Source organism: Kitasatospora sp. NPDC058184, from assembly GCF_042883725.1.
Taxonomy (GTDB): Bacteria; Actinomycetota; Actinomycetes; order Streptomycetales; family Streptomycetaceae; genus Kitasatospora.
In genome coordinates, this window is the sequence record NZ_JBHVVE010000024.1 from 74,277 (window position 1) to 94,435 (window position 20,159).

The 20,159-nt window shown below is 74.3% G+C and carries 15 protein-coding genes; 11 read left to right on the plus strand and 4 right to left on the minus strand.

Going from position 1 to position 20,159, the window contains the following annotated elements:
• Positions 1–68 precede the first annotated feature (68 nt).
• Entirely contained in the window at positions 69–1,106 is a 1,038-nt protein-coding gene (locus ACFVXH_RS33480) for an aldo/keto reductase (protein WP_387829691.1), read from the plus strand.
• A gap of 155 nt (positions 1,107–1,261) precedes the next feature.
• On the opposite strand, the gene ACFVXH_RS33485 is transcribed toward ACFVXH_RS33480, so the two are convergent.
• Complete coding sequence (locus ACFVXH_RS33485) at positions 1,262–2,230, minus strand: NAD-dependent epimerase/dehydratase family protein (RefSeq protein ID WP_387829617.1); 969 nt, start codon at positions 2,228–2,230, stop codon at positions 1,262–1,264.
• 490 nt (positions 2,231–2,720) lie between these two features.
• Between ACFVXH_RS33485 and ACFVXH_RS33490 the strand changes: the two genes are divergently transcribed.
• The 7 genes from ACFVXH_RS33490 (at position 2,721) to ACFVXH_RS33520 (ending at position 11,693) form a co-directional block, all read left to right on the plus strand.
• Entirely contained in the window at positions 2,721–5,378 is a 2,658-nt protein-coding gene (locus ACFVXH_RS33490) for an SdrD B-like domain-containing protein (RefSeq protein ID WP_387829619.1), read from the plus strand.
• Positions 5,379–5,511: 133 nt separating this feature from the next.
• Positions 5,512–6,309, plus strand: a complete 798-nt coding sequence (locus tag ACFVXH_RS33495; RefSeq protein ID WP_074005754.1) for a hypothetical protein — start codon at positions 5,512–5,514, stop codon at positions 6,307–6,309.
• A 190-nt stretch (positions 6,310–6,499) separates the two neighbouring features.
• On the plus strand, positions 6,500–7,390 hold the full coding sequence (locus tag ACFVXH_RS33500; protein ID WP_387829621.1) for an ABC transporter substrate-binding protein: 891 nt from the start codon (positions 6,500–6,502) through the stop codon (positions 7,388–7,390).
• 31 nt (positions 7,391–7,421) lie between these two features.
• Entirely contained in the window at positions 7,422–8,402 is a 981-nt protein-coding gene (locus ACFVXH_RS33505; protein WP_234348503.1) for an amino acid ABC transporter permease, read from the plus strand.
• A complete protein-coding gene (locus ACFVXH_RS33510; protein ID WP_107418955.1) occupies positions 8,399–9,199 on the plus strand; it encodes an amino acid ABC transporter ATP-binding protein in 801 nt (266 codons plus the stop codon). The genes ACFVXH_RS33505 and ACFVXH_RS33510 overlap by 4 nt, the downstream gene beginning before the upstream one ends.
• A gap of 29 nt (positions 9,200–9,228) precedes the next feature.
• On the plus strand, positions 9,229–10,857 hold the full coding sequence (locus tag ACFVXH_RS33515) for an amidohydrolase family protein (RefSeq protein WP_387829624.1): 1,629 nt from the start codon (positions 9,229–9,231) through the stop codon (positions 10,855–10,857).
• On the plus strand, positions 10,854–11,693 hold the full coding sequence (locus ACFVXH_RS33520; RefSeq protein WP_380741472.1) for a serine hydrolase: 840 nt from the start codon (positions 10,854–10,856) through the stop codon (positions 11,691–11,693). The genes ACFVXH_RS33515 and ACFVXH_RS33520 overlap by 4 nt, the downstream gene beginning before the upstream one ends.
• 52 nt (positions 11,694–11,745) lie before the next feature.
• Here the strand turns inward: ACFVXH_RS33520 and ACFVXH_RS33525 are convergent, their stop codons facing one another.
• Positions 11,746–12,669, minus strand: coding sequence for a LysR family transcriptional regulator (locus ACFVXH_RS33525; protein ID WP_049660390.1), 924 nt, complete (start codon positions 12,667–12,669; stop codon positions 11,746–11,748).
• Between the two features lie 9 nt (positions 12,670–12,678).
• A complete protein-coding gene (gene lysA, locus ACFVXH_RS33530; protein WP_387829627.1) occupies positions 12,679–14,037 on the minus strand; it encodes a diaminopimelate decarboxylase in 1,359 nt (452 codons plus the stop codon).
• Positions 14,038–14,208: 171 nt separating this feature from the next.
• Between lysA and ACFVXH_RS33535 the strand changes: the two genes are divergently transcribed.
• Both ACFVXH_RS33535 and ACFVXH_RS33540 read left to right on the plus strand, forming a co-directional pair.
• The gene (locus ACFVXH_RS33535; protein ID WP_380777080.1) at positions 14,209–14,877 is read left to right on the plus strand and encodes a GntR family transcriptional regulator; all 669 of its coding nucleotides are present in this window, start codon (positions 14,209–14,211) and stop codon (positions 14,875–14,877) included.
• A gap of 121 nt (positions 14,878–14,998) precedes the next feature.
• A complete protein-coding gene (locus tag ACFVXH_RS33540; protein WP_387829629.1) occupies positions 14,999–16,249 on the plus strand; it encodes an MFS transporter in 1,251 nt (416 codons plus the stop codon).
• A gap of 52 nt (positions 16,250–16,301) precedes the next feature.
• Here the strand turns inward: ACFVXH_RS33540 and ACFVXH_RS33545 are convergent, their stop codons facing one another.
• Positions 16,302–18,368 carry an MDR family MFS transporter gene (locus ACFVXH_RS33545; RefSeq protein ID WP_074005747.1) on the minus strand — a complete coding sequence of 689 codons (2,067 nt, stop codon included), beginning with the start codon at positions 18,366–18,368 and terminating at the stop codon, positions 16,302–16,304.
• 275 nt (positions 18,369–18,643) lie between these two features.
• On the opposite strand from ACFVXH_RS33545, the gene ACFVXH_RS33550 reads away from it, so the two are divergent.
• Positions 18,644–20,119: an MFS transporter gene (locus tag ACFVXH_RS33550; RefSeq protein ID WP_053112161.1), complete on the plus strand. Its 1,476-nt coding sequence runs from the start codon at positions 18,644–18,646 to the stop codon at positions 20,117–20,119.
• Positions 20,120–20,159: the final 40 nt, after the last annotated feature.

Consider the following 20,159-nt stretch of genomic DNA (forward strand, 5'->3'; position numbering starts at 1 on the left):
TCCTAACGGAACAGTGGTCCCATTAGGGACTTCGAGGGGAGAAATCCGCCATGACCATCGCCACCGACATGGAGTACCGCCGGCTCGGCGCGTCCGGACTCAAGGTGCCCGCGCTCAGCCTCGGCACCGGCACCTTCGGCGGGCGCGGCCCGCTGTTCGGCGCCTGGGGCACCACCGACGTCCAGGAGGCCCGCCGGCTCCTCGACATCTCCATCGACGCCGGAGTCACCCTCTTCGACACCGCCGACGTCTACTCCGACGGTGCCTCCGAGGAGGTGCTCGGCCAGGCGATCCGCGGCCGCCGCGACCAGGTGCTGATCTCCACCAAGGCCGGACTGCCCACCGGCGACGGCCCGCAGGACGCCGGCACCTCCCGCGCCCGGCTGGTCCGGAGCGTCGACGACGCGCTGCGCCGCCTCGGCACCGACTACCTGGACCTGTTCCAGCTGCACGCCTACGACGCCGGCACCCCGATCGAGGAGGTGCTCGCCACCCTGGAGGACCTGGTCCGGGCCGGCAAGATCCGCTACACCGGCGTCTCCAACTTCTCCGGCTGGCAGCTGATGAAGTCCCTCGCCCTCGCCGACCGGCACGGCCGCCCCCGGTACGCCGCCCACCAGGTCTACTACTCGCTCGTCGGCCGCGACTACGAGTGGGAACTGATGCCGCTCGCACAGGAGGAAGGCGTCGGCGCCCTGGTCTGGAGCCCGCTCGGCTGGGGGCGGCTCACGGGGAAGATCCGCCGCGGGCGGCCGCTCCCGGACGGCAGCCGGCTGCACGACACCGCCGACTACGGCCCGCCGGTGGAGGACGAGCTGCTGTACCGGGTGGTCGACGCGCTGGTCGAGGTCGCCGCCGAGACCGAACGCACCGTCCCCCAGGTGGCGATCAACTGGCTGCTGCGCCGTCCGACCGTCTCCTCGGTCATCATCGGCGCCCGCAACGAGGAGCAGCTGCGCCAGAACCTCGGCGCGGTCGGCTGGTCCCTGACGGAGGAGCAGGTGGCCCGGCTGGACGCGGCGAGCGCCCGCACCGCGCCGTACCCGTACTTCCCGTACCGGCGGCAGGAGGCGTTCGCCCGGCTCAACCCGCCCCTGGCGGGCTGAGGCGCGCGGGGAGGGACGGGGAGGGGCGTGGCGACCAGCGGAGGCCCGAGCGGCGTGGGCCCCGGCCCGGGAGATGTCCGGGCCGGGGCCGGACCGGCTGTCGCGGGGCGGCGGTCGGCCCCGTGCCGGTGGACTCCGCGTCGGCGCCGCTACCGCTACCGCTGGTGCCAGGCGGCGAGGAGTTCGGCTTCCTGCTCGGGGTCGAGGGTGCCCGGCACGCGCTCGAACGGCTGGATGTCGCGGGCGCTGTCGGCCACCGGCCGGAGGGCGAGGCCGGTGGCGAGGGCGGCCGCCGGGTCGGCGGTGCTGGTGGCGCGGCTCTCCGGGTCGGCGGGCCAGAGCGGGAGGGCGCGCTCCTGGACGCCGGCGGCCCGGAGGAAGTCCTCGTCCACCCAGGTGAGGGTGGTGCCGGGCGGGGCGACCGCCGCGGCGACGGCGTCGAGCAGGTCGCCGATGCCGAACGGCGGGGGAGTGGCGGCGTGGTAGGCGCCGGAGGCGCCCCGCTCCAGCAGGGCGAGCATCCAGGCGGCGAGGTCGCGGACGTCGACCACCTGGAGCGGCGCTTCCGGCCGGCCCGGGGCGAGCACCTCGCCGCCCCGGGTGAGGCGCTCCACCCAGTAGTCGAAGCGGTGGGTGTAGTCGCGGGGGCCGATCACGTACGTCGGGCGGACCAGCAGGGTCTCCGGGCCGAAGGCCTGCCGGGCGGCGCGCTCGCACTGGACCTTGAGGACGCCGTAGGTCTCGGCGGTGATCTCCTCGGCCTCCGGGCCGTCGGCGGGGAGCAGGGCGGAGTCCTCGGCGTAGCCCGGGGCGGCCGGGACGTCGTACACCGAGAGCGAGGAGACCAGCAGGTAGCGCCCGGCGGCGCCGGGGTCGAGGGCGGCCGCCAACTCCCGTACCTGGCGCGGGTAGTAGGCGCAGAGGTCGACGGTGGCGTCCCAGTGCCGGCCGCGCAGCGCGGACAGGTCGGCGTCGCGGTCGGCGATCAGGTGGGTGGCGTCCGGGAGGAGTCCGGCGCCGGAGCGGCCCCGGTGCACCACCGTGACCTCGTGCCCGGCGGCCAGTGCCGCCTCGGCGAAGTGGAATCCGATGAAGCGGGTGCCGCCGATGACCAGAATGCGCATTCGGACATCGTGCCAGTCCGCCCCGGGGCGGGGCCAGCCGGTGGCCGGTTGTTGCCCAAGTTGTGGGTGGGGTGGGTGAGTCGGGGCCCGGTGTGGACGGTTCCGGGGGGAAGAGTGTTCGACGGTCAACGGTGCGGTACGGTGACGGCCGGGGGCGGCGGGCCGCAGCAGGCGGATCGGCGCTGGTCAACGGCTCGACGGCCGGGGCCGGATGAGCAGCCGTGACGGCCTCGTAACGTCTGATCTCCTGTCAAAGTTCCTTGTTTCCCGGCGAACTTGTGTGAAGTCCCTTTAAGCTCCCGTTAACAATGGCGGCTTTCCGCCACTCGCGAACTCGCTCCCGAGGTCGGGCGGCAGGCCCAACTGGATGATGAGAGCAGGGATGACGACGACAAATGATCGAACCGTCGGTGCCGCGCGCGGCTCCGGCGGGCGGCGGACGGGTCCACCCGGCCGCCGCGCCGCGGGCCTTCGCACCGCGGGCGGCGCGGTGACGCTGGCCGTACTGGCCGGTTCCTGGTCCCTGGCGGCGGCCCCGCCGGCCTTCCCCCAGACCGGCGACGGCACGGTGGCGGTCCACGTGATCCGGGCCGTGGACACCGACGGTGTGTGGACGCCCGGGCTGGAATCGGGCATGGCGGGCGTGAAAGTGACGCTCACCGACGAGGCCGGGGCCTCCATCGAGGGCACCACGGCGGCGGACGGCACGGTGACGCTGGCGCCGGCCGCGAGCAAGCTGACCGGCGGCAAGTACCGCGTCCAGGTGGTGAACCCGAAGCCGGGCGTGCTCTACCCGGCCTTCGCCTCCCGCGAGGGTCTGGACGGCGGGCCGAACAAGCTGAGCTCCAACGAGGAGTTCGTCGACCTCTCCGGCGGCAAGAAGGTGGAGATCACCACGGGGCTCTGGAGCCCGGGTGACTACTGCCAGAAGAACGCGCCGCTGGTGTCGACCTGTCAGAACCCGCCCCAGGACGGGGCCGCCCAGCACACGCTGGTGTCGTTCCCGTACGAGTCCCGGGGCACGGCCGGCACCGGCTTCACCCTGACCGACGTGGCCACGGCCGGGCAGACCGGCAACCTGTACGGCATCGCCTGGAACAAGGCCGACAAGCGGGTGTTCTCCTCGGCCCAGGCCAAGCGGACCACCGCCTACGGCCCCGGCGGCCCCGGCGGGATCTACGTCACCGACTGGGCGACGAAGAAGACCACGCTGTTCGCCACCGTCCCGGACGCGGGCACCACCCCGCACGGCCCGGGCAACGACGACGGCTTCCTGGCCCCGGTGGGCAAGGAGAGCCTCGGCGGCATCAAGATCACCGACGACGGCAAGGACCTCTTCGTCGTCAACCTGAACGACCGCAAGCTCTACCGCTACGACGCCACCGCGGCGACGGCGGCCGCGCCCAAGGCCGCCTACGCCATCCCGGACCCGGGCTGCCCGGCGCCGGGGGACTGGCGTCCGTACGGCCTCGGCATCCAGGACGGCACCGGCTTCCTCGGCGGTGTCTGCTCGGGCGAGTCCACCGGCAAGGCCACGGACCTGCGCGCCGTGGTGCTGCCGTTCGACCTGTCCACCGGCGCGTTCAAGCCGGCCGTGCTGAACCAGCCGCTCGACTACCCGCGCGGCACCACGGTCGGCGGCCCGTGCCCGGGCACCGCCTGGTTCCCGTGGCAGGACACCTTCCCGACCTCCCAGAACGGCCAGGCCTGCGGGGCCAGCTACCTGGCCAACCCCGAGCCGGCGGTCGCCGAGATCGCCTTCGAGACCGACGGCTCGATGCTGCTCGCCTTCCGGGACCGCTTCGGCGACCAGTCGGCGGCCAGCCCGACGGGCAACGTGATGTCCAAGGTCCTGCCCGGCGGCGACCTCCTCAAGGCCTGCCCGGAGAACGGCACGTACGTGCTGGACACCAACCTGGGCTGCGGGTCCAAGGCCCGGGGCCAGCGGTTCTTCGACAACGCCCGGATCGGCCACAACAACCCGGCCAACGCCGGGATGGCGTTCTCGAAGGTCGAGGACTCCATCGTGACCTCGGGCTACGACAGCGACAGCCAGGCCTACGGCTACGGCAGCGCCTTCCAGAAGCGCGACGGCAAGGCGGACGGCGGCGTGCGGCTCAACACGGCCCCGGGCATCCCGCCGTTCGGCAAGGGCGCCGCGATGGGCGACCTGGAGGTGCTCTGCGACCAGGCGCCCCTCCAGATCGGCAACCGGGTCTGGTACGACCCCGAGCGCAGCGGCCTCCAACTGCCGGGCCAGAAGCCGGTTCCGGGTGCCACCGTCCACCTGTACGACGAGTCGGGGAAGCTCGTCGGCACCACCAAGACGACCAAGCGCGGCGAGTACTACTTCGACGACAGCAACGTCGACGGCGGCCTCAAGCCGAGGACCAAGTACACGATCAAGCTGGACAACCCGGCGGACTACGCCAAGGACGGCCCCCTCTTCCAGTGGGTGCCGACCGACCACGACGTCGGTGACAACCACTTCATCGACTCCAAGGGCATCGTTCCGAAGGACGGCAGGTTCCCGGAGCGGGCGCTGACCACCGGCGGCCCCGGCGAGAACGACCACACCTACGACTTCGGCTTCCGGCTCCAGGAGGGCGCGCTGCGCCTGGTCAAGCACGACCAGGACGGCAAGCCGCTGGCCGGCGCCAAGTTCCAGCTGTGGCACGAGACCAACGGGACCGACGGGCTCCAGCCGACCGGCGACAAGCCCGACACCAAGGTCGGTGAGCCCTGCACGACCGGCGCCGACGGCATCTGCCAGGGCACCGGCGTGCCGGGGACGTACTACTGGCAGGAGCTGAGCCCGCCGGACGGCTACGCGGCGCCGGAGGTCACCGTCTTCGGCCCGCTGAAGCTGACCTCGGCGAACCTCGACGCCGGTGTGGAGGTGACGGCCGTCAACAAGCTGATCCCGACGCCGACACCGACGCCCACCCCGACCGAGACGCCGACCCCGGCGCCGACGACGGCGGCCCCGGTGCCGCCGGCCCCGGCGCCCCCGGCGTCCGGGCACCTGCCCAACACCGGTGCGGGTGAAGGGATGCCGATCGTGTTGACCAGCGCGGCGGCGCTGATCGCCCTCGGCACCGCCACGGTGCTGGTGGCCCGCAGGCGCAAGGCCGCCCAGCGCGGATAGGGCCTGACGGGGTGTTCGTACCGGGCCCGGTGCGGGGAGACCGGCACCGGGCCCGAGTCGGGCGGGTTCGTGGGACCGTTGGTCCCCGGGCCCGCCCGACTGTCGTGTCCGACCGAGGAGAGGGAGCGGCTGCATGCCCCGCAAGACGAAGGCCGACGGCCGCGGGCCCCGGCGGTCCCACTGGCTCAAGGCCCTGATCGCGATCGTGGTGTGCGGCGCCGCGGCGGGCGGCGTGGCCGTCTACCGGACGGTCTCCGACGAGGCCGTCGAACGCCCGGTGACCACCGACGAGGCCGGCCGGCTCGCCCTGTCGCGGCTGAACCTCTACCAGGCGAGCCCGGTGGCGGTGACGCTCACCGCCGAGGAGGGCGGGGGCGTCACCATCCGGGTCGACGGGGTCGTCGACTACCGCAACCACCGGGGGGTCGGCCGCTACCGGACCACCGGCGCGAGCGGGGCGCTGGACCACGGCCTGATCGTCTGGGACACCGGCGGCCTCGGGCTGGCCCCCGACCAGGCCGGCACCGCCCCCGCCACCGACGCCCCGGCCTGGGAGCAGGCCGAGCGCATCCCGCGCCAGGGCTGGTCGCCGCGCACCTACACGGCGGATCCGCTGGACGCCGGACTGAACCTGCTGGTCCAGCTCGGCGCGGACCGCCCCGACAACCCGCTGCTGCTCGCCCAGTCCGGGGCCCGCTGGCTGGGCCGGGACCGGATCGACGGCAAGGGCTACGACCGCTTCGCCGGTCCGCGCGCCCAGGGGGCCGCGCCCGACGGCGCCCGTTCGCCGCTGACCTACTGGGTCGACGGCGACGGCGGGCTGCGCCGGGTGACGATGCGGATGCCGGGGCTGGGCACCCCCACCACCGTCGAGCTCGCGGGCCGGCAGGCGGACGCCAAGTTGCCCGAGGCCCCGTGGCTCACCGGCTGACCGGCGCACCGGCCGGCCGGCCGACCGGTTGACCGGGCGACCAGGCCGGCCCGGTACGGCCGGAAGCCGCAGGACAGGGCGGTCAGCCGTACAAAAATCGTTGGTGAGGCAGCAATAGCTTCATCATCTTCCGTTCACCCGGACCCGGCTGCCAGCATCGGCGCACCGTCACCGCCCGAGGGAGTAGCCGATGAACCGCCCCCGTTCCCTGCGCTGTCTGGCCGCACTGTCCCTGGTCGTCCTGGCCGCCACCGCCTGCGGGCGCTCCGACCAGGGCGGCTCCCCGGCCGCCGGCGCGGCCCAGGCCGCGCAGAACGCCGGGAAGAGCGCCGCCGAGCTGCTCCCGGCGAAGAACAAGCAGAGCGGCGTGCTCAGAGTCGCCACCTCCGTCGGCTACCCGCCGATGGAGATGTACAAGCCCGGCACCACCGAGCTGACCGGGGTCGACCCGGACCTCGCCGCCGCCGTCGCCGGGAGGCTCGGCCTGAAGCTGGAGCTCGCCAACTCCTCCTTCGACGGCCTGATCCCCGGCCTCCAGGCCGGCCGCTACGACCTGGTGATGTCCTCCATGACGGACAGCGCCCAGCGCCGCCAGGCCGTCGACTTCGTCGACTACTTCCGCACCGGCGGCGTGATCATGACGAAGAAGGGCAACCCCGAGGGCATCAAGTCCCTGGAGGACCTCTGCGGGAAGAAGGTGGTCCTCGCCAAGGGCAGCTCCAACCTGGAGATCGGCGAGCAGCAGAACGCCAAGTGCGCCACCAGGATGACGATCTCGCAGAGCGAGGACGCCCCGACCGGGCTGCTCCAGCTGGACAGTGAGCGGGCCGTGGCCACGATCGTGGACTACCCGGTGGCGCAGATGTTCGTGCAGAACAGCGGCTCCTACGAGGTGCTGCCGGACCAGTACGGGACGGCGCCCTGGGGCATCGCGGTGGCGAAGAAGGACTCCGGGCTGCGCGACGCGGTGCAGAAGGCGCTCCAGGAGCTGATCGAGAGCGGCGAGTACCGCAAGGTGCTGGACACCTACCAGGTCGGCGGCAGCGCGGTGGAGCGCGCCACCGTCAACGCGGCGCAGTGAGAACGGCGGCACCGACGAGATGAGCACCGACATGAGAGACCCCGCGATGCCCGCACCGGCCGGCCGGGTCCCGACCGCCGAGACCGCGGCCGACGACGACCTGGCCTTCGAGGTCACCGGCCGGCCCCGCCCGGCGCGCTGGTTCGCCGTGCTGGCGGCGGCCTTCGTCGCCGTCTGGCTGGCCTGGACGATCATCGTCAACCCCAACCTGCACTGGGACATCGTCGCCCGGTACCAGTTCGACGGCGTGATCCTGGAAGGGCTCTGGGTGACGGTCCAACTCACCCTGATCTCCCAGGTGGTGGGCATCGTCATCGGCGTGGTGGTCGCGGTGATGCAGCTGTCCGACAGCCCGGTGCTGCGGACCACCGCCGGGGCGTACACCTGGTTCTTCCGCGGCACCCCGCTGCTGGTCCAGCTGATCTTCTGGTTCAACCTGGCGCTGCTCTTCCCGGAGATCAGCATCGGCATCCCGTTCGACGGGCCCAAGCTGGTCAGCTGGCAGTCCAACACCCTGATCACCGGCTTCGTGGCGGCGCTGCTCGGCCTGTCGATCAACGAGGGCGCCTACATGTCCGAGATCGTCCGGGCCGGCATCCAGAGCGTCGACCCCGGGCAGCGCGAGGCCGGCGCCTCGCTCGGCATGTCCAACCGGCAGATCCTCACCCGGGTGGTGCTGCCGCAGGCGATGCGGGTGATCATCCCGCCGTTCGGCAACCAGTTCATCTCGATGCTGAAGACCACCTCGCTGGTCTCCGTCATCGCCGGCGCCGACCTGATGACCGTCTCCCAGCACCTCTACCTCGCCAACTTCGAGGTGATAGCGCTGCTGATCGTCGCGTCCCTCTGGTACCTGGTGCTCACCACCATCGCGAGCGTCGCCCAGCACGCGGTGGAGCGGAAGTTCAACCCGGCCGGCGCTCCGCCGGCCCTGCACCGCCGGGTGCTGGCCAACCTGCGGCCGGGGCGCGGCGCAGCACAGAAGCGCGTGAAGAAGGGGGAGGGCAAGTGACGGGTACGGATCCGGCGAAGCCGACCGCCGAGGTGGTCCTGTCGGCCCGGAAGGTGCGCAAGCACTTCGGGGAGCTGGAGGTGCTGCGCGGCATCGACCTGGAGGTCCGGGCGGGGGAGGTGCTCTGCGTGATCGGCCCCTCCGGCTCCGGCAAGTCCACCCTGCTGCGCTGCTTCAACCACCTGGAGAAGATCGACGCCGGGCGGATCGAGGTGGACGGCGAACTGGTCGGCTACGAGCCGCACGGCGCCTCCGGCAGCAGGCTGCGCGAGCGCCGGCCGCGCGACATCCGCCACCAGCGCGAGCGGATCGGCATGGTCTTCCAGCGCTTCCACCTCTTCCCGCACCGCACCGCGCTGCAGAACGTGATGGAGGGCCCGATCGCGGTCAAGGGGCGCCCGCGCCAGGAGGCCGAGCGCCGGGCCCGCGAGCTGCTCGCCCGGGTCGGCCTGGCCGACCGCGCCGACCACTACCCGGCCCAGCTCTCCGGCGGCCAGCAGCAGCGGGTGGCGATCGCCCGGGCGCTGGCCATGGAACCGACCCTGATGCTCTTCGACGAGCCCACCTCCGCGCTCGACCCGGAGCTGGTCGGCGAGGTGCTCGGCGTGATGCGCGACCTCGCCCGCAGCGGCATGACGATGATCGTCGTCACCCACGAGATGGGCTTCGCCCGCGAGGTCGCCGACCGGGTCGTCTTCATGGACGAGGGCGCCGTCGTGGAGGCCGGCAGCCCGGCCGAGGTGTTCACCGCCCCGCGGCACGACCGCACCCGGGCCTTCCTCTCGACGGTGCTCTGATGGGAGCGACAGGACTGATGGGAGCGGACGTGACCACGACCCCGGTCGACCTGCTGCTGCGCGGCGGCACCCTGGTGGACGGCACCGGGGCGCCCGGCCGCGCGGCCGACCTCGCCGTCGCGGGGGGCCGGGTCACCGTCCTGCCGCCGGGCACCGCGGTGGCCGCGGCCGAGACGCTGGACGTCACCGGACGGGTCGTCACCCCCGGCTTCATCGACGTCCACACCCACTCGGACGCGCTCGCCGCCCCCTTCGGCGGCGGCACCCACACCGACGGCGACGCCCTGGACGAACTGCGGCTCGCCCCGCTGCTCCAGGGCGTCACCACCGAGATCAGCGGCAACTGCGGGATCAGCCTGTTCCCCGCCCTGCCCGAGCGGCTGCCCGAACTGGCCGGGCACCTGCGGGTCTCCTTCGGCCTCGGGCCGGTGCTGCCCGCCGAGGACTTCGACGCCTTCGCGGCCGGCCAGCGGCCCGAACTGCGCCGCAACCACATCGCCTCGCTGGTCGGCCACGGCACGCTGCGCGCCGGGGTGATGGGCTTCGAGGACCGCCCGCCCACCCCCGAGGAGCTGGCCGCCATGTGCGACCTGCTCGACCGGGCGCTGGCCCAGGGCGCGGCCGGCCTCTCCACCGGCCTGATCTACCCGCCCGGCGTCTACGCGGACACCGAGGAGATCGTGGCCCTGGCCAAGGTCGCCGCGCGGCACGGCAAGCCGTACGTGACGCACCTGCGCGACGAGATGTCCCAGGTGGAGAAGGCCCTGGAGGAGGCGCTGGAGATCGCGGTGCGTTCCGGCGCCGCGCTCCAGGTCTCCCACCACAAGACCGCCGGGCGGCACGCCTGGGGCGCCACCCTGCGCACCCTGCCGCGCCTGGAACAGGCCCGCGCCGACGGCGTGGACGTGCTCTGCGACGTCTACCCGTACACCGCCGGCAGCACCGTGCTGCACGCGATGCTGCCGCCGTGGACCAGCGAGGGCGGGCCGGCCGCCCTGCTGGAGCGGCTGCGCAGCAAGGAGGTGCGGGACCGGATCCGGGCGGACATCGCGAACGGCGTCGAGGGCTGGGAGAACACCGTCGGCAACGGCGGCTGGGACCTGATCTCGGTGGCCGCCGCGCCCGCCCGCCGTACCGCCGAGGGCCGCCGGATCGCCGACCTGGCCGCCGAGCGCGGCGCCGACCCGGTCGACTACGTGAGCGACCTGCTGCTGGAGGCGCAGGGCGAGGTGACCATCATCAGCCACTCGATGCGCGAGGACGACGTCCGCCGGGTGCTGGCCAGCCCGCTGTCCATGATCGGCTCGGACGGCGTGCCCAAACCCGGCCGCCCGCACCCCCGTTGGGCGGGCAGCTTCGCCCGGGTGCTCGGCCACTACGGGCGCGAGCAGGGCCTGCTGCCGCTGGAGCTCGCGGTGCACAAGATGACCGGCCTGCCCGCCGAGCGGTTCCGGCTGGCCGGGCGCGGGGTGGTCCGGGACGGCGCCGTCGCCGACCTGGTGGTGCTGGACCCGGCGGCCGTCCTGGACGGCGCGACCTTCGAGCGGCCGCTGCTGGCGCCGGCGGGCGTGGAGACCGTCGTGGTGGCCGGCCGGGTCGCGGTGCGCGGCGGCCGGCCGACCGCGAGCCGGGCCGGAGAGGTGGTGCGGGTCCGATGAGCCTCGCCCAGGTGGCCGCCGCCGCGCGCAGCTCGGCGGCGCTCCCGCTGACCCTCGCGGTGGCCGCCGTCGACGTGGACGGCGGCGAAGCGGTCGGGGTGGACGACACCGTCGTGCTGCCCGTCGCCAGCGCCTCCAAGCTGCTGCTGCTCGCCGAGGTCGCCCGGCGGCTGGACAACGGGGAACTGGCGGCCGGGCAGCCGGCCGCGATCCTCCCCGAGGACGTCACCGGCGGCACCGGCCTGCTCGGCCGGCTCAGCCGCCCCGGCTGGACGGTGGAGGACCTGGCCTGGCTGACCGCCGCGGTCAGCGACAACACCGCCACCAACGCCCTGCTGCGGCTGGTCGGCCTGCCGGCCACCGCGCGGCTGGCCCACGACCTCGGGCTCGAGCGGCTCACCCTGCACGACCGGGTGCGCGACGAGCGCGGGCCGGACCTCCCGCCGGTCTTCGCCACCGGCACCGCCCGCGACCTGGCCCGCCTGGTGGCCCTCGCGGTCCGGGGCACCATGGCCACCCCGGGGGCCTCGGCCCGGCTGCTCGGCTGGATGCGCGCCAACACCGACCACGGGCTGGTGCCCGCGCTGATCGACCACGACCCGTACGCCCCCGGCTTCCCCGAACCGCTGCCCGGCCGCCTGCTGGTGGCCAACAAGACCGGTACGGACACCGGGGTGCGGGCCGACGCGGGCGTCATCGTGGGCGCCCGGCGGGTGGCCTACGCGGTCGTCGCGCACTGGGACGTGGCGCTCGGGCCCAGCACCGAGCGGGCCGCCGTGCACGCCATCCGGGACGTCGGCGGCGCCCTCGCGGCCTGGGCCCAGCGGCCGGCCTGACGGGCTCCGGGCCGGGCATGGTCCGGGCCGGGGGACGTCCGGGTCGGGGAGGTCAGGCCCAGCGCATGTCGAGCAGCGACCTGATCTCCCCGGCGGCGGCGCCGAGTTCGGCGAGGAAGGACCGCAGCACCGGGTTGCGGTTGGTGGTCCGGGTGGCCACCCCGATCCGGCGGTGCAGCTGCGGGTGGTCCAGCCGGCAGACGTGCACCCCGGCGCTGTCGGCCAGGCCGAGCGCCGGGATCAGCGCGACGCCCATGCCGGCCCGCGCGAGGTTGATGGTCACCTGGTAGTGGTCGCTGCGGCAGCGCACCCGGGGGCGGAACCCCTCGGCCGCGCAGGCGCGTTCGAGCACCGGCTCGCCGGTGCTGCCGCCGTGGGTGCCGATCCAGCTCTCGCCCTCCAGCTCGGCCAGCCGCACCAGCGAGCGCCGCCCGAGCCGGTGCCGCAGCGGCACCACGACCAGCTGCGGCTCCTCGAAGTACATCCGCACGTCCACCGCCGCCTGGCGGCACCACGGGTCCAGCGGGTGCTCGAAGACGACGGCCGCGTCCAGCCGGCCGGCCTCCAGGTCCGGGACCAGCTCGTGCGGCTGGCCCATGATCAGCTCCAGCTCCACCTGCGGGTTCGCGGCGGAGAACGCGGCCAGCGCCCGGGGCAGCAGGTCCAGCCCGGCGGAGGCGAAGAAGCCGATCCGCAGCACCCCGGCCGCGCCCTCGGCGTGCGCCCGCAGGTCGTCCTGGGCGACGGCCATCAGATCGGCGATCGCCTGGGCGTGCTCGGCCAGCCGGACACCCGCGGGCGTCAGGCGCAGGGACTGCGGAGCCCGTTCCACCAGCGCGACACCCAGCTCCTGCTCCAGGCGGGCGAGCTGGTGCGAGATGGCGGACGGGCTCAGGTGCAGGGCCTGCGCCGCGGCCACGATGGTGCCCCGGCGGGCGATCTCCAGGAGGACGTGCAGTCGGGCGCTGTTCAGCATCGGCCCAGGTTAGACGGCATGCGACCGCTGCGCAGCCACCGGTTCCCCGAGGCCGTCGCCGGCGGCCACGTCCAGCCGGAGCAGGTCGTGCTCGGTCTCCCGGCGCACCACCAGGCGGGCCTCGCCGTCGCGGACGAAGACCACGGCGGGCCGCGGCAGCTTGTTGTAGTTGGACGCCATGGCGTAGCCGTAGGCGCCGGTCACCGGGGTGGCCAGCAGGTCGCCGACCCGCAGGTCGGCGGGGAGCGCGGCGTCGTCGATGATCACGTCGCCGCTCTCGCAGTGCTTGCCGACCAGCCGGGCGTGCCCCGGCCGGGGCGCCTCGGGGCAGCGCGGCAGGAAGGCCTCGTAGCGGGCGCCGTACAGCGCCGGGCGCAGGTTGTCGCTCATCCCGCCGTCCACGCTGACGTAGGTGCGCACGCCCTTGATCCGCTTGACGGTGCCGACCCGGTACAGCGTCAGCCCGGCCCGGGCGGCGATCGAGCGGCCGGGCTCGACGCCCACCTCGCCGCTCCAGCCCGCGCCGCGCACCGCCGCGCGGACCCGCTCGGCCCAGACCGCGAAGGAGGGGGCGCTCTGCCCGCTCAGGTAGGCCACGCCCAGGCCGCCGCCGACGGTCAGCCGGCGCAGTCCGTGCTCCACCGCGAACCGGGCCACCGCGGCGGCGCCGTCGGCCAGCTCGGCCGGGTCCAGCACCTGGGAGCCGACGTGGGCGTGGACGCCCTCCAGCCGTACGGCGGCGGAGCCCCGGGCGCGGCGCACCGCGGCCGCGGCGGCGCCGTCGGCCAGGCCGAAGCCGAACTTGGAGTCGTGGCCGCCGGTCTGGATGGCCTGGTGGGCGCCGGCCGCGACCCCGGGCGCCACTCGCAGCTGGACCCGGGCCGGGGGCAGGCCCTCCTCGCGGTGCAGCCGCTCGATCCGGTCCAGCTCGTCGAAGCTGTCCACCACGATGTGGCGCAGGCCGACGGTCAGCGCGGTGCGCAGCTCGGCCTCGTCCTTGTTGTTGCCGTGCAGCACGATCCGGTCCGGGTCGACCCCGGCGTACAGCGCGGTGCGCAGCTCGCCGCCGGAGGCGACGTCCAGCAGCAGGCCCTCCTCGGTGGCGAGGCGGGCCATCGCGGTGCAGAGGAAGGCCTTGGAGGCGTAGGCGACGTTGCCCCGGCCGAAGGCGGCCACCGCCTCCCGGCAGCGCCGGCGCAGGTGCTCCTCGTCGTAGACGAACAGCGGCGTGCCGTACCGGCGGGCCGCCTCGTCCAGGAGCACGCCGCCGACGGCCAGGCCCTCGGGGCGGAACTCGGCGGTGAGCGGCAGCAGGCCCGGGTCGACGGGCGGCAGGGCCGGGTCGAGGGGCGGCAGGGCTGGGGACACAGGGGACAAGGCTTCCTCCCGGCAGGCTGGTTGGCCCCGCCCATCCTCGGCCCTGCGGGAGGGGGTGAGAAAGCGCATTCTTCCGGCCCTGAGCAGTACCGAAACCGATGCTCCGGCCCCTGTGCCGACTGTTGCATCTAAGCTTGCATCTATGGTGCTACGGTGTGGTCCATGGCCGACACCCCGCCCCCCGCCCGCGTCCCGGCCGCGGACCGCGCGTACGACCTGACCAAGGACCTCATCCTCGGCGGCGGCCTCCCCGGCGGCACGCTGATCAGCGAGGGCGAGATCGCCGAGCGCGCCTCGCTCAGCCGCACCCCGGTCCGGGAGGCCTTCCTGCGGCTGCAGGCCGAGGGCCTGCTCCAGCTCTTCCCCAAGCGCGGAGCCGTCGTGGTGCCGGTCGGCCCCGGCGAGGCCGAGGACGTGCTGGAACTGCGCGAGGCGCTGGAGAGCACCGCCGTCCGCCGGATCACCCGCCGCCCCGACGGCCTCGACGCGCTCGTCCGGCAGCTGTCCGAGCTGATCGACCAGCAGCGCGAACCCGCCCGCCGGGCCGACCTCGGCGCCTTCGCCGACGCCGACGAGGCCTTCCACCGGGGCATCGTGACGGCCTCCGGCAACGAGCTCGCCGAACGGTTCTACGGGACGCTGCGCGACCGCCAGCGCCGGATGGCCGTCCAGCTGCTCCAGGTGCAGCCGGAGGGGCAGCGGCAGCGGCTGGCCTCGCTGGTCGAGGAGCACACCGTGCTCGTCGAACGGATCGCCGCCCGCGACGCCGAGGGCTTCACCGCCGCCCTGCGCGCCCACCTGGACGCCCACCGCGCCGTCACCGACCGCTGACCTTCCCCCATCGCGCGTCGACGCCTTCGCGCACCGACGCCTTCGCGCACCGACGAGCGTTTCGCGCGCACAGCCCCGACGGACCGCCGGGACCTCCCATCCGACAAGGAGCAGCACCACCATGAGCACCGCCCGGCCACCGTCCGCCGGTCCCGTCGCACCGTCCGGCCGGGGGCGGCCGTGGCTGCTCGCCGCCCTGGCCATGTTCTGCTGCGGGTGGGGCGGCAACCAGTTCACCCCGCTGCTGCTGATGTACCGCCACCTCGGCGGCTACTCGGAGGTCACCGTGGACGCCTTCCTGGGGGCGTACGTCCTCGGGCTGGTCCCCGGACTGCTGGTCGGCGGCGCCGCCTCGGACCGCTACGGGCGCCGCCCGCTGATGATCGGCGCGGTGGCCGCCTCGCTCGCCGCCAGCGGGGTGCTGTGCGGCGGTGTGACCGGTGAACTCCCCATCTACGCCGGGCGGTTCCTCACCGGCATAGCCGTCGGCATCGCGATGGCCGTCGGCACCAGCTGGGTCAAGGAGCTCTCCCAGGCCCCGCACGACCCGGCCGCCGACCAGGGGGCCGGCGCCCGCCGCGCCTCCCTCGCCCTGACCCTCGGCTTCGGCCTCGGCGCCGGGGTGGCCGGCGTGCTCGCCCAGTGGGGCCCCTGGCCGATGGTCACCCCGTACCTCGCCCACCTGCTGGTCACCCTGCCCGCGCTGTTCCTGCTCCCGAAGGCCGTCGAGACCCGGGCGCGGGCGACCGCCGCCGTCCGCGGCCTCTGGGCCGACCTCAAGGTCCCGGCGGCCGGGCACCGGCGCTTCGTCCGGGTGGTCCTGCCGATGGCCCCCTGGGTGTTCGGCTCGGCCGGCGTCGCGTACGCGGTGACCCCGCAGCTGGTCGGCGACCGGCTCGGCCACTGGTCGCTGGCCTACGCGACCCTGCTGACCGTCCTCACCCTCGGCACCGGCGCCCTCGTCCAGCCCTTCGCCAAGCGCCTGGACTCGCTCTCCTCGGCGCGCGGCGTCATCGTCTCCATGGTGCTGATGGCCTGCGGCATGGCCGTCTGCGCCGCCGACGCGGCGCTCCGCTCCCCGCTGCTCGGCCTGGCCGGCGCGGTCCTCCTCGGCGCCGCCTACGGCATCGGGGTGGTCTCCGGCCTGCTGGAGATCCAGCGCATCGTCACCCCCGACGACCTGGCCGGCATCACCGGCGTCTACTACGCGCTCTGCTACTCCGGCTTCCTGCTCCCCGCGGTGCTCGCGGCGCTCTCCTCGCTGGCCTCCTACACCGTGATGCTCAGCGTGGTGACGGCCCTCGCCCTCGCCAGCCTCGCCGTGATCACCCTCTCCTCCCGCCGCACCGCCCCCGCCGAAGCCTCCCGCTGACCCCACCCCCCGCCGCCGCCCCCGCCCATCCCCGGGCGGGGGCGGCCTGCTGTCAGACCTTGGCGTCGTCCTTGGGGCGGGCGTGGGCGGGGAGGCCGTTGGCGAGGTCCTCGACCAGGAGGCGCCAGGCGATGGTGTCGGCGGCGGCCCTGAGCCGGGGGCTGCGGGGGCGGCCGGCGTCGGCGTCGAGGCGGGCGTTGAGCCAGTCGGACCAGGCGCCCGCGAGGGTGCGGACCTCGTGGGTGCCGGCCTCGGTGGGGGAGAGGCGGTCGCCGTCGCGGCGGAGGTAGCCCTCGGCGGCCATCCGGTCGAAGACCGGTTCCAGGACCTCGGGCGGGACGCGTTTGCGGGCGGCGATGAGGTCGAGCGAGGCGTGGCCGACGGCCTTCTTGTGGCCGGCCACCTCCATCAGCGCCCAGGCCCCGGCGAGGTCCACCCGGGTGTCGGCGCCGGAGACGATGGTGCGGACGGTGTCGAGGTCGACCCCGCGGACGATCTTGCAGACCGAGTACTCCAGGTGCGGGTCGGAGTCGGCGGTGGTCGGCTGGGCGAAGCCCTCGCCCATGTCGGTGGAGCCCGCCCGGGCGGTGTCGCGCAGCTGCACCTGTTTGAGGAAGAGCGCCACCACGAAGCCGACCACGGCCACCGGAATGGTCCACAGGTACACGGTGTGCAGGGCGTCGGAGTAGGCCTGGACGATCGGCGCGGCCTGGTCGGCCGGCAGGCGGTGCAGGCCCTGCGGGCTCTCCGCCGCGTGGGCGAGCACGGCCGGGTCGGCGCCGGTGAGCCGGGCGGCGGTGCCGATCCCGTGGGCGAGTTCGGTCTTCAGGCTGTTGGCGTAGATGGTGCCGAACACGGCGGTGCCGAAGGAGCTGCCGATGGTGCGGAAGAAGGTCACCCCGGAGGTGGCGGTGCCGAGGTCGGCGTAGTCGACGGTGTTCTGCACGGCGATGGTGAGGACCTGCATGCTCAGCCCGATGCCGGCGCCGAGCACGAACATGTAGAGCGAGGCCAGCGCGGTGCCGGTGCCGGGTTCCAGCCGGGAGAGCAGGTAGAGGCCGACGGCCATCACCGCGGTGCCGACGATCGGGAACAGCCGGTACTTCCCGGTCTTGCTGACGGCGTTGCCGCTGCCGACCGAGGCGATCAGCAGACCGATCACCATCGGCAGCGTCCGGACGCCGGAGACGGTCGCCGAGTCGCCGTCCACGTACTGGAGGAAGGTCGGCAGGAAGGTCAGCGCGCCGAGCATGGCGAAGCCGACGATGAAGCTGAGCACCGAGCAGACCGTGAACACCGGGTTGCGGAACAGCCGCATCGGCAGCATGGGTTCGACGGCCCGGGTCTCCACCCAGCAGAACAGGCCGAGTGCCAGCGCGCCGCCGACGAACAGGCCGATGATCACCCCGGAGCCCCAGGGGTACTCGTTGCCGCCCCAACTGGTCGCCAGGATCAGCGCGCCGGCGCCGACCGCGACCAGCACGATGCCCAGGTAGTCGACGACCGGGCGGGTCGCCGAGCGGACCGAGGGGATGGTCCGGGCGGCCGCGGCGACCACCACGACCGCGATCGGCACGTTGACGTAGAACGCCCAGCGCCAGGACAGGTGGTCGGTGAACAGCCCGCCCAGCAGCGGCCCGATCACCGTGGCCACGCCGAACACCGCGCCGATCGCGCCCTGGTACTTGCCGCGCTCGCGCAGCGGGATGACGTCCGCGATCAGGGCCATGGCGGTGACCATCAGGCCGCCCGCGCCGAGGCCCTGGACGGCCCGCCAGGCGATCAGCAGGGTCATGTTGGTGGACAGCCCGCACAGGAACGAGCCGCCGACGAAGACGATCGCCGAGATCTGGAACAGCAGCTTGCGCCCGTACAGGTCGCCGAACTTGCCGGCCAGGACGGTGGCCACCGTCTCGGCCAGCAGATAGGACGTCACCACCCAGGACATGTGCGCGGCCCCGCCGAGGTCCGAGACGATGGTGGGCAGGGCGGTGCCGACGATGGTCTGGTCGAGGGCGGCCAGCAGCATGCCGAGCACGATGGTGGCGAAGACGACGTTCCGCTGCCGGACGTCCAGCACCGGAGGGGCGGAGGGCGGGGTCTCGGTGGCGACGGTCATGCCGTCAGCCTCCGGGGTGCGGGCGGTGGCCGCGATCCGGTTCGGCCGTCCGGGTGAGGCCGGGTGACGAGGGCCCGGGCGGCCTTCCCGGTCGAGGCCCGGTCGAGGCCCGGCCGGTGACCCGGTGGCGGTCCCGGTGGCGGCCCCGGACGGGCCGGGCGACGATGAGCCGGACGAAGCCGAGCGAATTCGAACGAATCTGATTCGAAGCCGGTCGAAGCCGACCGACGTTCGTCCGGGTGCCACGACGCCCCGGCCCCCGGGAAGGGGCTCCCATGAACGCCGACCCCCCGCGCAGCACCGCGCACCCGGCGCAGCCCGGCGCCACCGCCGTGGGCGGCCGGGCCGCCGCCCGTCGCTGGCGGGCGCTCGCGGTCTGCCTGGTCGCCGGCTTCATGACCCTGCTGGACGTCAGCATCGTCAACGTCGCGCTGCCGACCGTACGGGCCGGGCTGCACATGTCCGACAGCGGCCTGCAGTGGGTGCTCAGCGGCTACGCGCTGGCCTTCGGCCTGGTGCTGGTGCCCTCCGGGCGGCTCGGCGACGCGCGCAGCCGGCGGGCCGTCTTCCTCGCCGGGCTCGCCCTGTTCACCGTGGCCAGCGCGCTCGCCGGGGCGGCGCAGAGCCAGGAGTGGCTGGTGCTGGCCCGGCTGTTCCAGGGCGCGGCCGGCGGGGTGCTGGTGCCGCAGGTGTCCGGCTTCATCCAGGTGCTGTTCCAGGGCCCCGAGCGCGGCCGGGCCTTCGGCGCGCTGGGCGCGACGATCGGGCTGTCCACCGCCGTCGGGCCGCTGCTCGGCGGGCTGCTGATCCACGTGGTCGGCCCGCAGGACGGCTGGCGCTGGGTGTTCCTGGTCAACCTGCCGATCGGCGTGGCCGCGCTGCCCGTCGCCTACCGGCTGCTCCCCGCGCCCCCGCCCGCCGGCGACCGGGCCGGGCACCGGGACTTCGACCCGGTCGGCGTGCTGCTGCTCGGCGCCGGGACGGTCTCGCTGCTGCTGCCGTTCGTCCAGGCGCAGCAGTGGCACGGCCCGACCCGCTGGCTGCTGCTGCCGCTGGCGGCGGTGCTGCTCGCCGCCTTCGTCGGCTGGGAGCTGCACTACGGGCGGCGGCGCGAACCGCTGGTGAGCATGGCGCTGTTCGCGGTGCGGCCGTACGCGGCGGGGGTGCTGCTGTCGCTGGTGTACTTCGCCGGGTTCACCGCGATCTTCTTCATCTTCACGCTCTACCTCCAGGCGGGCCTGCACTACTCGGCGCTGACGGCGGGCCTGGCGATCACGCCGTTCGCGGTCGGCTCGGGGGTGTCCGCGGCGGTGGGCGGGCGCCTGGTGAGCCGGCTGGGGCGGCGGCTGGTGGTGGCCGGACTGGTGCTGGTGCTGGCCGGGCTGCTGGCCTCGGCGCTCGCGGTGCAGCTGTGGTCGGGGCCCCGGGTGGGCTGGACGACGGCGCTTCCGCTGCTGGTCGCCGGGGTGGGCAGCGGACTGGTGATCGCCCCGAACCAGACGCTGACCCTCCAGCAGGTGCCGGTGGCCCGGGCGGGCAGCGCGGGCGGGGTGCTGCAGACCGCGCAGCGGGTCGGCTCGGCGGTGGGCATCGCCGTCGTCGGCTCGGTGTTCTTCGCCCATGCCGCGGGGCCCCGCCCGGACTGGTCGCTGGCCTTCCAGCTGGGTGTGACGGTCGCGGCCGGGCTGGTGCTGGCGGCGCTGCTGGTGGCGGTCGCCGACCTGGCCTCGGGCCGGGGCGGCCGGCCGTAGGAGCGCACCGGGCGGCCGTGGCGCGCCGGCCGGGCGGCCC